This window comes from Dickeya sp. Secpp 1600, from assembly GCF_003049805.1.
GTDB lineage: Bacteria > Pseudomonadota > Gammaproteobacteria > Enterobacterales > Enterobacteriaceae > Dickeya > Dickeya fangzhongdai.
In genome coordinates this window covers 2,901,202-2,913,423 of record NZ_CP023484.1, presented here as the reverse complement: position 1 = coordinate 2,913,423, position 12,222 = coordinate 2,901,202, and the positions used below count along the sequence as shown (strand labels likewise).

The 12,222-nt window shown below is 56.1% G+C and carries 14 protein-coding genes and 1 pseudogene; 2 read left to right on the top strand and 13 right to left on the bottom strand.

Annotation, left to right across the window (positions count from 1 at the left end; all coding sequences use genetic code 11):
• Positions 1-283: 283 nt before the first annotated feature.
• From guaD to CPA59_RS12940, 12 genes are all read right to left on the bottom strand, one after another.
• Positions 284-1,600 (bottom strand): guanine deaminase, encoded by a 1,317-nt coding sequence (gene guaD / locus CPA59_RS12995; RefSeq protein ID WP_107759620.1) that lies wholly within the window; start codon positions 1,598-1,600, stop codon positions 284-286.
• A gap of 386 nt (positions 1,601-1,986) precedes the next feature.
• The gene (locus CPA59_RS12990) at positions 1,987-2,178 is read right to left on the bottom strand and encodes an ogr/Delta-like zinc finger family protein (RefSeq protein WP_012769529.1); all 192 of its coding nucleotides are present in this window, start codon (positions 2,176-2,178) and stop codon (positions 1,987-1,989) included.
• Between the two features lie 96 nt (positions 2,179-2,274).
• The gene (locus CPA59_RS12985) at positions 2,275-3,453 is read right to left on the bottom strand and encodes a contractile injection system protein, VgrG/Pvc8 family (protein WP_038919329.1); all 1,179 of its coding nucleotides are present in this window, start codon (positions 3,451-3,453) and stop codon (positions 2,275-2,277) included.
• On the bottom strand, positions 3,450-3,944 hold the full coding sequence (locus CPA59_RS12980) for a phage tail protein (RefSeq protein ID WP_038919328.1): 495 nt from the start codon (positions 3,942-3,944) through the stop codon (positions 3,450-3,452). Before CPA59_RS12980 ends, CPA59_RS12985 begins: the two co-directional genes overlap by 4 nt.
• A gap of 11 nt (positions 3,945-3,955) precedes the next feature.
• Positions 3,956-5,053: a hypothetical protein gene (locus CPA59_RS12975; RefSeq protein WP_255412221.1), complete on the bottom strand. Its 1,098-nt coding sequence runs from the start codon at positions 5,051-5,053 to the stop codon at positions 3,956-3,958.
• A gap of 28 nt (positions 5,054-5,081) precedes the next feature.
• Positions 5,082-5,201 carry a GpE family phage tail protein gene (locus CPA59_RS12970; RefSeq protein WP_013318226.1) on the bottom strand — a complete coding sequence of 40 codons (120 nt, stop codon included), beginning with the start codon at positions 5,199-5,201 and terminating at the stop codon, positions 5,082-5,084.
• 32 nt (positions 5,202-5,233) lie between these two features.
• Positions 5,234-5,524 (bottom strand): phage tail assembly protein, encoded by a 291-nt coding sequence (locus tag CPA59_RS12965; RefSeq protein WP_038919327.1) that lies wholly within the window; start codon positions 5,522-5,524, stop codon positions 5,234-5,236.
• A gap of 60 nt (positions 5,525-5,584) precedes the next feature.
• Complete coding sequence (locus CPA59_RS12960) at positions 5,585-6,103, bottom strand: phage major tail tube protein (RefSeq protein WP_012769535.1); 519 nt, start codon at positions 6,101-6,103, stop codon at positions 5,585-5,587.
• Between the two features lie 14 nt (positions 6,104-6,117).
• Positions 6,118-7,287 (bottom strand): phage tail sheath protein, encoded by a 1,170-nt coding sequence (locus CPA59_RS12955; RefSeq protein WP_038668429.1) that lies wholly within the window; start codon positions 7,285-7,287, stop codon positions 6,118-6,120.
• 224 nt (positions 7,288-7,511) lie between these two features.
• The gene (locus CPA59_RS12950) at positions 7,512-8,123 is read right to left on the bottom strand and encodes a tail fiber assembly protein (RefSeq protein WP_107759616.1); all 612 of its coding nucleotides are present in this window, start codon (positions 8,121-8,123) and stop codon (positions 7,512-7,514) included.
• Between the two features lie 2 nt (positions 8,124-8,125).
• Positions 8,126-8,740 (bottom strand): phage tail protein, encoded by a 615-nt coding sequence (locus CPA59_RS12945; RefSeq protein ID WP_225622586.1) that lies wholly within the window; start codon positions 8,738-8,740, stop codon positions 8,126-8,128.
• A gap of 136 nt (positions 8,741-8,876) precedes the next feature.
• Positions 8,877-9,446 carry a recombinase family protein gene (locus tag CPA59_RS12940; protein ID WP_038919322.1) on the bottom strand — a complete coding sequence of 190 codons (570 nt, stop codon included), beginning with the start codon at positions 9,444-9,446 and terminating at the stop codon, positions 8,877-8,879.
• Between the two features lie 81 nt (positions 9,447-9,527).
• Here CPA59_RS12940 and CPA59_RS23155 point away from each other — a divergent pair.
• Positions 9,528-10,055 (top strand): annotated as a pseudogene (locus tag CPA59_RS23155) (phage tail protein); the annotation flags it as partial.
• Between the two features lie 197 nt (positions 10,056-10,252).
• On the top strand, positions 10,253-10,819 hold the full coding sequence (gene smrA, locus CPA59_RS12930) for a DNA endonuclease SmrA (RefSeq protein ID WP_038921001.1): 567 nt from the start codon (positions 10,253-10,255) through the stop codon (positions 10,817-10,819).
• A 50-nt stretch (positions 10,820-10,869) separates the two neighbouring features.
• Here smrA and CPA59_RS12925 read toward each other — a convergent pair whose 3' ends face one another.
• Positions 10,870-12,216 carry an aromatic acid/H+ symport family MFS transporter gene (locus tag CPA59_RS12925; RefSeq protein ID WP_038919321.1) on the bottom strand — a complete coding sequence of 449 codons (1,347 nt, stop codon included), beginning with the start codon at positions 12,214-12,216 and terminating at the stop codon, positions 10,870-10,872.
• Between the last annotated feature and the right edge of the window lie 6 nt (positions 12,217-12,222).

The following is a 12,222-nucleotide window of genomic DNA, read 5'->3' as shown; positions in this document are numbered from 1 at the left end:
CTTATGGTACCTGGTGATGATTGCTAAGCTCTGCAAGAGGCAGAGCCCAGCTGATGTCGCCATCCCGCCGTTGGCCTGAGCGCTTGTCCGATATTATTCAAGGACAGTTATCGGTAAGCGACATATCGCAGCGCGATTTTTTTGGGCGAAATGTGCAATAGATCACTTTCTGGTGAAAACGCTGGTGTGTTTTATCTCCGCCATGCCGGACTGAATGCGATACCGCCGCGGCGTGCGGCCCGTAGCGGTATCCTTAAATCAGTCGGAGGGCGGGAAAGCCGACTCACTTGTCATCTGGCGTTTGACGGGTATAGACGCATTCGCCATGTACATAAGTGGCGCTGATGTTTCGGTCGTCGCCTTGCATCATCAGGGCGAACAGCCGATCGTCCAGCGAGGTAGACTGCTGTTGGCGCAACTGTTGCAGCGGGGTGGCGGCCCAGTCCAGCACCACGAAATCGGCGTCTTTGCCCGGCAGAAAGTTACCCAACCGATCGTCCAGCGACAAGGCGGCGGCGCTGCCCAGCGTGGCCTGGTACAGCCCTTCGCGCGCCGAGAGTTTTTCTCCCTGCAACTGCTGCACTTTATAGCCGTCGCTGAGGGTTTGCAGCAGCGACAGGCTGGTGCCGGCGCCGACGTCGGTGCCCATCCCGATGCGGATCCCCGCCGCTTTTAGCGGGTGCAACCGGAACAGGCCGCTGCCCAGAAACAGATTGGAACAGGGGCAAAACGCCACGGCGGACTGGCTTTGCGCCAGCGTGCGGACTTCGTCAGGCTGCAGATGGATGGCATGGGCAAACACCGAACGGCGTCCGGTCAGACCGTGGTGATGGTAGACATCCAAATAATGCCGATGCTCGGGAAACAGCGATTTGACCCAGGCGATTTCATCCGGGTTTTCGCAGAGGTGGGTATGCAGATACACATCCGGGTATTCCCGCAACAAGCGACCCGCCAGCGCCAGCTGCTCCGGGGTGGAAGTGGGCGCAAAACGCGGCGTGACCGCATAGCGCAACCGTCCGCGGTGGTGCCATTTTTCAATCAGCGCCTTGCTCTCGTCATAGCTTCGCTGCGCGGTATCGCACAGATAGTCCGGCGCATGACGGTCCATCATGACTTTGCCGGCGATGAGGCACATGTTTTTGGCTTCGGCGGCGCTGAACAGCGCGTCAACCGACTGCGGGTGCACGGTGGCGAAGACCAGCGCGCTGGTGGTGCCGTGCCGCAACAGTTCCTGAATGAAAAACGCGGCCCGTTCCCGGGCGTAATTCTCGTCGGCGAACTTGCGCTCGGTGGGAAAGGTGTAGGTATTGAGCCAGGACAGCAGCTGCTCGCCGTAACAGGCGATCATTTCCGTCTGCGGAAAATGGATGTGGGTATCGATAAATCCCGGCATCAGCAGCCGGCCGCGATAGTCGATCACCGTCATGGACTGGCGTTCGGCCTCGGTGAGGCTGTCATACGGCACGGCATCCTGAATACGCCCATCGCGCACCCGTAGCAGGCCGTCTTCGATAAAGCGAGTGGCCTGCGGGTTATGCAACGGGTCGGCGACAAAGTGCAACAAACTGGCGCGGTAAGCGCGGATGGATTCCGTCATCGGTGTTCTCCCTGCTGAGGACAGGAAAACAGGGGGTATACCCATCATTCTTTTCCTGAACCCGTGTTAATCAAAGCGGTGTCTGCGTCTGATTTTTGATGGTGAAGGGGGGAAGGGCACCATCGTCACGGCAGGATTCATCCCTTGCGGCGTTAACAACCGTAAGACGGGCGTCGACGCGGCAATTGACTGAAAATCAGCAAAAGCAGTTTGATACTAAAAGCCGACGGCGGTCAGCGTCAATAATACGTTTTTCCGATACGAGGCGTACGGGAGTGGTTAAAACACGTTTTGTGTATTTATGGCGGGATAAAAAACCCCGCCGGGCGGCGGGGAAAGACGGTCAAGAAAAGTAAGGAAACACGGAGGGAGAGAAACGTGGCGAATTACTTGCGTTCGCCGTCAACCGGCTCGGTTTTGCCCGGCACCATGATGGAGCGGGTGATGGCTTCCATGGTGACGAAGGTGTGACCGCAGTTCACGTTGGTGCACTGGTGGTAACGCTCCTTGGTATTTTCAGACAGGTAGCGGCTGGAACGGGCATGAGCGGAATGACGACAAAGAGGACAATGCATCATTTTGAAATCACCTTATGTGTACGGGTTAGTGAAACATCTTACACACATGGTACTGCAATGAATTCGAATTTGCAAATTTATAATTCGAAAAGTGAATCATGATGCTGAGGTTGCGTTGCCGATAACGCTGTAGCTGGTGTCGTATTCGACATCCAGCATCGACACTTCCAGTTCGATAGCGGTGATAAAACCACTGCCCGCAATCGTGTGGGTCAGCCGCTTGATGGTCCACTGGCGCTCATCCATCACCTGTTTGAAGCCTTTAAGCCGAACCAGCGCGCCGGGCTTCAGGTTTTCCATGCCTTTTGCCAGCGTGAGCGAGAATGTCACCGTGCCGCGCTGGGTTTCACGCCATTTGCTCAACGCCGCCTGGGTCGCGTCGTCCTGGGTGGAATAGGTGGTCTGTAACGTTTGCTGGCTTTCTTCTTCCCCAGCCAGGTAGTTGTCCGTCGACGGTGTTGATGACTGGGCGGACGATTTGGCGTTAGGGTGGGTTGCTACCGTATCCGGTTGGCTCTGACGCTTGCGGCTGATCTTCACAGTATGTGTTTTTGCGTCGTTGCTGTCGTGCCAGTTGGCGGTGACGGACGTATTGGCGATGCGGTCGGCGATCGTAAAACTGTGCGAGTCGCCGTCGCTGCGTTCGATCAGGTAGGTCGATACGTTTTTGCCGTCTGCAGCGGTGCCGGTACCGGCGACGAAAAGTCGCAGCGTGTCGCTTTTGATCGCCACGGTACCGCTGTATCGTCTGGCCAGGCGGCAAAGAAACGACAAGTCGGATTCTTTGGACTGGTTTTCATGAGCAATCGCGGTACCGGCCAGCGAGTTTTCGATCGACGCCATCAGACTGTAGCGTTCCGCAATCGTCCGGGCGATGTCGCCCAGGGTGGTAGCATCGTATGAGCCATCACGCGGCGTGTTTAAATCGCCGCGAAAGTTCACGCTGCGTGCGCTGAGGGTGATCCTGTCCGGTGCGCCGGTATGGCTGACCTGATCGACGATAAAGGTGCCCTTGTCGGCCAGCGCCTTGCCTTTCCAGCCGATCCTGAGGCTAATTTTCTCACCGCGTTTGGGCATTTGCACCTTGCCGTCGCTGTCGTCGATATCCAGCGATAGCTGGTCGGATTCGAAACCCATCACGTCGTGCAGCGACAGTGAAATGAGCCGCTGGCTGAGATTGCGGGTCGTTTTAGCGTCGCCTGACGCTTCCGATAGCGTTATCTGATAATCCGGGGCGAGTTGATCGGCAATGCCGATGCGATTATTCACTATCACGACAGGATTCCCCCGATGGCGGTTCTGGCGGATGAAATGGCCGGCGCGATCTGCTGGCTGTACAGATCGGAAGCCTGCTGGCTGAGGTCGCCGAACATCGCAATCAGCGATTCGTCAACGCGCGTCAGGTTCACGGAGAATTCAATGCGTTTGGCGCTGCCGTCGGAAAAGAACTCGGTGTTGGTGTGCTGCAGGCTTTCAATCACGTACATGCCGTAAATGGTGCCGCTGCCTTCGATCAGCGGCCAGGCGCGCCCCATTCCCGCCATGAGTTCGAGCGCCGACAGCGAGAGCTTGCTGAACTTGCCGTTAACTTCCGGACATAGCACGCCATTAAGGCTGATGGATTCATTTCCCTGTCCCAAAAACTGCTGTGCAGGGCGCAGGCCTATACGGCCGTTGTTGGCCCAGCGGTAATTGACATGGCGGCTGAGGGTGCTGTAAGGCAGCGTTTGCAATTGAAATACAAATAAACCAAGCGCAAGCATCATGGTATTTATCCTCATGAAATGAGATTAGAGGTCATGGAGTTGTAGGAATACGCGCTGCTATTCGGGGTGTATTTTCTCAGTGCCTCGTCGATGTATTGTTTAATCACGTCGAGGTTACTGTTCTCCGGCACATTGATCGTGATGTTATTCACCACGCGCTGGTCAAAATAACTTTGCTTTGCTGCCGGGGAGAGGGCGCTGTAATTGCCGTTAATCATGTCAGACAGCGGGTTTGACGGGTTTTCCGCGCTGTTCTGACCGGTCAACGCTGACTGACTGAGCAGTTGCATGGCCGGACTGGAAATAGCTTGCAGCGCGTCAATCCCACCGGCCGCGACGTTGCCGCCGTCGCCGTCATCCAGATCCGCATTGCTTAATGCAGACATCATCAGGCTGGTTTCTTCTACGCCGACAAACGATTCCTGCGCGGTTCCGGCGAGCGTGTTCAGCCCCTCCGCACCCATCTGCGAAGCGACGTCAGAGCCGACGGTCGGCAGCAGGTTCGTCGGCAGGTTGAGGTTTTGCTGCGCCTTCAGCAACGACGCTACGTTGCCCGGCAGCGACGGCGCGGTGATTCCGGAAGACCACTGCGCCGAAGGCACCAGACCGGCGATGCGCTGTTGCGCCTGCATGGCCGCCGTCGCGGATAAATAGATGCTGTTGACGCCGTCGCTGGCCTGAGCGATGAGCGATTGGGTTGCGCCGGCGTCGGGATACTGTCCGTTGCGGGAGAGCGCCGCATTATCCGCAGATGAGCGGTCATGTGCGGTTTTCAGGGCGGAATAGGCCGGCGCCAGGATGGCGGTCAGCGCGTCGAACCGTCTGGCGAGGTTTCCCAGGGTTCCCAGCTGTGCCGCGGCAGCGAGTCTGCCGCCTTTTTTTCCGCCCGTCGCGTTTTTTTTCGGCGACCCGGCGGCGTTGAACGCCGTCGTACCGTGGGTGATTTGGCCGGCCTTAGCCAAAAAATCCTGCAATACGCTGCTGATTTTATTCAGATAAACATTATCCCCAAGCGGCGAGAAGATGCTGTTATCCCCGGCGCTGCCGCTTCGTCCGTTGGCGCCGGTTGTCGTCGAACCGCCATTCGGGGTGGTTGATTGCTTAGGCATAGTCGTTTGCTTAGGCATAGTCTTTTGCTTAGGCATAGTCCTGTCCACTTCGTTGTAGCGCCTTGGCACGCCAGTTAATCAGCTCGGCCAGGCTCATGGGGAAAAGTGCGGATGGCGGCCAGTGGAACACCACGGCGATATCCGCCATCAGGTCGTCAACCGTGAGGCTCGGCGGCAGCGTCAGCGTACCGAGCCCGGCGATAAAAAACCGATCACCTTGCCGGCGAATTCAAGCAGGTCAGGCAGTTCCAGCCCCATGACGTCGGCTTCGGTCAGGGCAGGGTAAGTGATGCGCGGCAGCAATTTGATCAGCGCTTCCACATCGGCGCTCGCCAGCGCCGCCAGACCGATGCCGCGCAGCGTGCCCGCGGTCGGTGTGAGCAGCGTGATGGCGTCAATCAGGGTTTCGCCGCGTTTGATGGGGGCGTTCAGGATGATGACGCTGTTTTGTGTGGTTGTTTCAACCGTCATGATAAAAACTCCAGTGCTATCAATAAGAATGGCCAGCCGTAGCTGGCCATGAAGCGGTCGTTACAGACCGATATTGCGGCGGTGTTGTTCCAGACGGTCAACGCCGTTCACTTTCTCGATCATGTTGATGGTGTCGATTTCGATCATGTCGACGCCGTCAATGATCAGTTTGTAGTAAGTGCACTGGGTAGAGACGCGTACGTCAGTCTCTTCACCCTGTTTGGATTCGCCACTGTCAATCGACTTGTGGCGGCCGCGCAGCACGATTTCGACGGCGGTGATGTCGCCGGTGTCGTCACGCTGGTAAGAACCGGCGAAACGCAGCGGAACCGCATCGGCGCCCGGCAACGCGTACTGGCTCCAGAAGGCGCTGTCCGGCAGGCCGCCCATGTTCCATTCCATCACCAGCGCGTCGTTGTCCAGCCCAAAATCCACCGGCGCCGCGCCTTGCATACCGCCGCCGCGGTAGTTTTCCAGTTTGCGGGTCAGTTTCGGCAGGGTGACGGAGTGCACCTGGCCCATGTAGCTCATACCGTCGTTGAACAGGTTGAGATATTTAAGTTTACGTGGCAGTGCCATGAGTCTGTCGCTCCTTAGCTGTTAACGGATGCGGCCAGGTTCACCAGATACTTGTCGGTGATACGCTGACGCAGCGTGAGGTTTTCCAGTGGCGGCACCGGGGTGTACTCGTAGTCGATGTACAGCTTGCCCGCCTTCAGCGTTTCCTTATCGTTGGCGCTTTCATCGAACCAGCAGTCGGCGTCGATGATGTAGCCGTTGGATTTCAGCTCGCGGAATTTGGCCTTGATGCCCTCGATGATGTCGCGGATCAGGGTGGCGGTAACCGGTTTGTCGACGGCCCACATGTGCGCTTCAGCCATGGTGTCGGCCAGCACTTGCGCGGTGCGGGTGTAGTTTTCAAACAGGAAGAGCGGATCGTCGGAACAGGTGCGGTTACCCCAGAAGCGGAAACCGTCCTTACGCACCAGCGTGGTCACGCCGGCTTCGTTCAGCAGGTCGGCGTCGCTGCCGATGGTCTGCAGGTCCCAGTACACGCTGGCGGAGATACCGGTCACGCCGTTGACGCCGACGTTGGACAGGGTTTTGTGCCAGCCGGTTTCCTGGTCGATCTTGGCGCGCAGGCCCAGTGCACGCGCGGTAGCGTATGCGGTGGCGCTGGCGTTGGTAGCGGTGTTCCAGGCGATAAAGTCCGGCCAGATCACCATCAGTTCGCGCTGGCTGAAGTTGCCGCGGTATTTGATGGCGTCGGACAGGGTTTTACAGCCATAGGCGCTCACGTAACCGAAGGCGCGCAGCGACTGACAGATGGCGGCCAGCGCGGTGGCGACAGGCTGGGAATCCAGCCCCGGAACGCCGAGGATACGCGGCTTCACGCCAGTGACTGCCTGGGCGTCCAGCAGGGCTTTCATACCGGTGTATTTGCCGTTGGCATCGGCGCCGCCGATGATGTTGGACACCGTTTCAGCCTCGTTGGCGCCTTCAGCCACGCGAACGACTACCGTCACCGGTTTGGTCTGATCGCCGATGGCCTGCAGCGCGGCAGCCAGGGTACCGGTTTTACCGGCCTTGCCCGCGGCGGTCAGCACATCGGTAATCAGCACCGGTGTATTCAGTGGGAAAGTGGCGGCGTCAGCATCCGGTCCGGTACAGACCATACCGACGATCGCGGTTGATACAGTTGAAATGACGCGGGTACCGTCGTTGATTTCGACGACCTGCGTACCGTGATGAAAATCACTCATCAAGAATGTCTCCTGTTGTGGGGTGCGAGTAATAGTGCCTTGCCGGAAAACAGAAGGCATCCGAATAGGGTTTGGTATGGAATGGCACAACAGGGTGAAGCCGATAATGTTTTTATAATGATTAAAAACAATGGGTTAATTGAAATAAAAAACAGATGCCGTTGGGGTGACAACGGCATCTGTGGGGTTTTGGCGCATCAGTTTACGCCACCGGGAAAGGTGAATCAGGCGGGCATGACCGGCCAGTCGATAGCGGGCGCAGACGAAACGTCCACCCGGCTTAATTGCACCATATAGGTTTTCCAGCTTTTCAGCGCCTGGGTTTCCTGTTCGGTCGCCATCTCCAGTTCCACCGCATACTGCAGCACGGTCAGCCGTTTTTCCGCCTGAGCGAGATAGCTGGCCATCTGCTGTTGCGCCGCGCTGACCTGTGCGGTCTGCTGCGCTTTGGCATCCGTCACCCAGCCGTCGTTTTGCCAGACATCGTAAGCGGTGGCCGGCGGCAACAGCGTCAGGGTGTCGGAAAGGTCGCCAAGCTGGATTATCAGGCTGGATTGTCGCGTCTGCTTATCGTAGGCCGTCTGCCCGCGATAATCGGCAACGCTTCCCCAGGTCGCTCCATCCTGACTGCGCACGATAGCCTGACCGGATTGAGCGGCCGGAGGCGTATCAATAAAACTGTGCGCCGGAATGCCGACGCCTTCCATCAGATATTCACGGGTGTTGCCGATATATTCCCGAGTTTGCGGATCAATATGGTAAACCTGAATATATCCACTGCCGGTGCTCAGCCCCTGTTCATTCAGCTGAATCATATTTTCATTTTGTGTAGCCATGATTAACCTGCCTTAACGATGTAGCTGAAGGCGATATTACGCGGGCGAGTGGCACCCCAGAATTTTTCACTGGCTTGTTTTTCCGACTTGCTTGTATCTAACCAGTACAGAGTACGAGCAGTGCCATCTGGTTTATCTGCATTACATTCGGATAAGTTACCAATGCCGTTAAGTGTTGGATAGGTTCCATCGTCTCCAAGAATATGGGTACCTGCTTGAGCTGACATCAGTTTCCTGTCTGTATCCACTCCCCGGCCGTCATCCCAGCCACGGATAAATTCGCCACGCAGATCCGGCAAGGTGCCATCGGGATATAATTTTGCCAGCTGCGGGTATTTGGCGGTATCAAACGTCTGGCCGTTACATTTCAGCCAGCCTTCCGGCGCATCCGCCAGCGGCCAGGGTTGCGGAATACCCACCAGCTCTTTCAAGGCAGCAGTAGATGTATCTTGCTGTTCGCCACAGGCTTTCTGGCAGCATTGAAGAGAAATATTTTCAATATAGACATGATTATTTTTGTACAGGTTTTCTTTACCAAAACCAAAATCAAAGGCATGAGGGTGACAATGTTTTTCCATCTGTTTTATCTCAGCGTGAGTGAATGAATAATGCGTCATGATTTCTACGCGCTGATATTATCGTCGGGAATGACAGGCTATTCATTGTAAGGCTGTTGTATCATTAATGGGTAAGCAGTGAGTTTTTAAAATTAGAAATAAAATAATGCAATGTGATGTATTTTTTTTTCGGTTGTTATCTTGTTTTTATTTTCGTCGGTGTTGCCGGGAAGTATTTATAAATGGTTTTTTCCGACACGCCGATAATATTGGCTATTTGCCAGCGGGTTGCCCCATTACCCAACAGTGTTCTGGCATGCTCAATCGCATCAGGCGTCATAATGCGCCGACGACCGCCAATGCGACCCGCCGCCCGGGCGGCCGCCAGTCCGGCGCGGGTTCGTTCGACGATCAGTTCTCGCTCCATCTCGGCCAGCGCACTCATCACGTGGAAAAAGAAACGGCCGGCCGGCGTTGAGGTATCAATCGCATCGGTCAGGCTACGAAAGTGAATGCCACGACCCTGCAGGTCCGACACCATGGTAATCAGGTCCCGTACGCTGCGGCCCAGCCGGTCCAGTTTCCAGACGATCAGGGTGTCGCCGCGTTTGAGTTTGCGCAATGCCCGTTTCAACCCCGGTCGCCTGGCGTTTTTGCCGCTGGCCTGATCTTCAAAAATCAGTTCACAATTTGCGCCGACCAGCGCGTTTTTCTGTAATTCGGTATTTTGATCGCTGGTGGATACCCGGGCATAGCCAATAAGCATAACGTAACTTCCTGAAAAGGCTGATTGTATTTATCTTCTCACTTTCTCGCAAACCTGGGTTTAAGCGACGTACTGAAAACCGCCGACCTGGCGGGCATACCGCTGCCCTGGCCGCAGGCGACACCGCCCGCCGGCTGGCTGAAATGCAACGGTCAGGCGTTCGACAAAAACGCCTTTCCCAAACTGGCGCTGGCGTACCCCGGCGGCGTCCTGCCGGATCTGCGCGGCGAATTTATTCGTGGCTGGGATGATGGGCGCGGGGTGGATGCGGGGCGAGGATTGTTATCACGGCAGGCACCATCCCTCATTACTGCTAACATCGGTCCTGATGCAGCACAATTATTAGTTGTTGAAGGCTCCACGGCTAACACAGCGACAATTGCTGAATTTAATCAATCAATGCAAACCGATACGATCGTAGATGCTGATTATGGACCAGCGTTGAAAGGGTATGCTTTTGCTATAAATGAATATGCTTATACAGGAAATAGTAATAAGAGAACCATCGATACGAATGCTAATCGGCCGTTAAACAACAATCCCTATTTTATTGCTGGCGGTACCCGCCCGCGCAACATCGCGTTTAGCTACATCGTGAGGGCCGCCTGAAGACTAAGAACTTAGCTGGTGAAACGGAGCCGGACGGATGTCGCGGCGGCGTAGCCGGATAAACCCGGAGCATAACACCGGTAAACCACTGCGCGGTGAGGGGACTCACCGCGTTTTTACTCTGTGACCGGCAAGGTGATATTTCACCGTACTCTCGTTATAGTAGGCAGGTGGTTTGGATCAACGCGAGTGACATGATGGATACTGATGAAAAAACGCTGTTTCTGAATGCCATGGACGATGTCAAACCGCTAAAGCCGTCCGCCACTGTCGTTCATCTTAAACCCGCCCCGTCGAAAGCTGTACCTTCTCGCCTGGAAGAGCCGGATCTGGATAATTTTCTGATCACCGGTTTTCTCGACCTGTTTCCATGCGAGGTGCCGCTGGAATTTACAAGAGAAGGTATCCAGCAGGGGGTTGTGGATAAACTGCGTCAGGGAAAGTATCCGCTGGATGCCAGCCTCAACCTGCTGCGTCAGCCGGTCGAAACCTGTCGGCAGAACCTGTTTGCGTTCATGTTGCAGGCGCAACGGGACAATTTGCGTAATTTACTGATTATTCATGGTAAAGGCCGTCATGAAAAATCACACGCCAATGTCGTGCGCAATTACCTGTTCCGCTGGCTGCAGCAGTTTGATTCCGTGCAAGCCTTCTGTACCGCACAGCCGTTTCACGGCGGTGCCGGCGCCTGTTATGTGTCGCTTAGAAAATCCGATCAGGCCCGTCAGGATAACCGTGAGAGACACGCCAAACGTAGCCGTTGATCTTTCCTTCGAAGCCAAAGAAAACGCCCGGTTAACCGGGCGTTGGCGTATTAGTAACTGAGTTCTGCAACGACGGGCCGGCTATAGCCGAACTGTCCTTTGGCGAGAATCATCAACGACGTCAACAGGGCAGGAATCGCCAAAATAGTAAACATGGTCGTCAGCCCCCATCCCATGCTGACCACCTGTGCGCCGGCAAACGCACTCATGATGGCGCCCATTCGGCCAACGCCATGCATCCAGCCTGAGCCGGTGGCGCGGGCTTCCGTCGGGTAGTAACGGGCGGAAAGCGCATTCATGCCGGTGTTGGCGCCGTTAAGGCAAAATCCGCTGCTGAACGCCACCACCGCCAGAATCACAAAATAAGCGTGGGTGACGCCAATCATCGCGGTAGCTACGCCGCCGGCGGCGTAAATCATGCCAAGCGCCAGATGCGGGTTAACGCGGTCCATCAGCCAGCCGGCAAACAGCGAACCGAACGTGCCGCCGGCCTGATACAAGGCGGTAATCATGGTGGCTTCGGTCACGCTCATGCCGGCTTCCTTGATGACGGTCGGCAGCCAACTGCCCAGCAGATACACCATGAACAGGCCGAAGAAATAGCCGCCCCACAGCATGACGCTGCCAAAACGGTAAGAGCGGGACAGCACCAGCTGAACGGCAAACGCCGGCGTTTTTTCCGCCACAGGCATGGCGAAGTGGCTGTCGGCCTGGCAGATGCCGGGAGCGATTTTGTCCACGATTTGATGAATCTGACGCGAATCCGCCCGCTTGCTGACCAGAAACCGTACCGACTCCGGCAGCTTCATCAGTAGGAACGGCACCAGCAGCAGCGGCAAAATGCCGCCCATCAGCAGCACGGAATGCCAGCCCCACTGCGGGATCATCCAGGAGGCGGCAAACCCGCCGCTGGCGGCGCCGAAACTGAAACCGCAGAAGACCACGGTAATGATAAAGGATCGTTTTTTCTCCGGCGCAAACTCCGAAACCAGCGTACCGACATTCGGCATCGCCGCCCCCAGACCTAAACCGGTCAGAAAGCGGAAAATCACCATATGCTGCAGCGTCTGAGAAAATGCGGTTAACAAGGTCCACAGGCCGAACAAAAATACGCTGGCGATGATGATCGTTTTACGGCCGCGCCAGTCCGCCAGCGGCCCGGAAACCATCGCTCCCACCGCCAGGCCGATCAGCGCCGCGCTGATAACCACGGCCAGTTCCGCGTTGCCGATTCCCCAGGCTGCTTTCAACGATGGCGCAATAAAGCCCATGATGGCGATGTCCATACCATCAAGCGCAATAATACAAAAGCAAAGAAAAACAATCAGTTTCTGGTAAGCGCCAAGAGGACGCTGATTAATCAGCTGGCGTACGTCAATCGCGGTGGAACCTGTCACGCTTTT

What these genes read in the sequence shown, in the direction of transcription:
- smrA (WP_038921001.1), top strand. Translation starts at nt 10,253, where the DNA reads ATGGATACTGATGAAAAAACGCTGTTTCTGAATGCCATGGACGATGTC.
- CPA59_RS12960 (WP_012769535.1), bottom strand. Translation starts at nt 6,103, where the DNA reads ATGGCACTGCCACGTAAACTTAAATATCTCAACCTGTTCAACGACGGT.
- guaD (WP_107759620.1), bottom strand. Translation starts at nt 1,600, where the DNA reads ATGACGGAATCCATCCGCGCTTACCGCGCCAGTTTGTTGCACTTTGTC.
- CPA59_RS12950 (WP_107759616.1), bottom strand. Translation starts at nt 8,123, where the DNA reads ATGGCTACACAAAATGAAAATATGATTCAGCTGAATGAACAGGGGCTG.
- CPA59_RS12965 (WP_038919327.1), bottom strand. Translation starts at nt 5,524, where the DNA reads ATGACGGTTGAAACAACCACACAAAACAGCGTCATCATCCTGAACGCC.
- CPA59_RS12975 (WP_255412221.1), bottom strand. Translation starts at nt 5,053, where the DNA reads ATGCCTAAGCAATCAACCACCCCGAATGGCGGTTCGACGACAACCGGC.
- CPA59_RS12940 (WP_038919322.1), bottom strand. Translation starts at nt 9,446, where the DNA reads ATGCTTATTGGCTATGCCCGGGTATCCACCAGCGATCAAAATACCGAA.
- CPA59_RS12980 (WP_038919328.1), bottom strand. Translation starts at nt 3,944, where the DNA reads ATGATGCTTGCGCTTGGTTTATTTGTATTTCAATTGCAAACGCTGCCT.
- CPA59_RS12990 (WP_012769529.1), bottom strand. Translation starts at nt 2,178, where the DNA reads ATGATGCATTGTCCTCTTTGTCGTCATTCCGCTCATGCCCGTTCCAGC.
- CPA59_RS12945 (WP_225622586.1), bottom strand. Translation starts at nt 8,740, where the DNA reads ATGACGCATTATTCATTCACTCACGCTGAGATAAAACAGATGGAAAAA.
- CPA59_RS12970 (WP_013318226.1), bottom strand. Translation starts at nt 5,201, where the DNA reads ATGGCGGATATCGCCGTGGTGTTCCACTGGCCGCCATCCGCACTTTTC.
- CPA59_RS12955 (WP_038668429.1), bottom strand. Translation starts at nt 7,287, where the DNA reads ATGAGTGATTTTCATCACGGTACGCAGGTCGTCGAAATCAACGACGGT.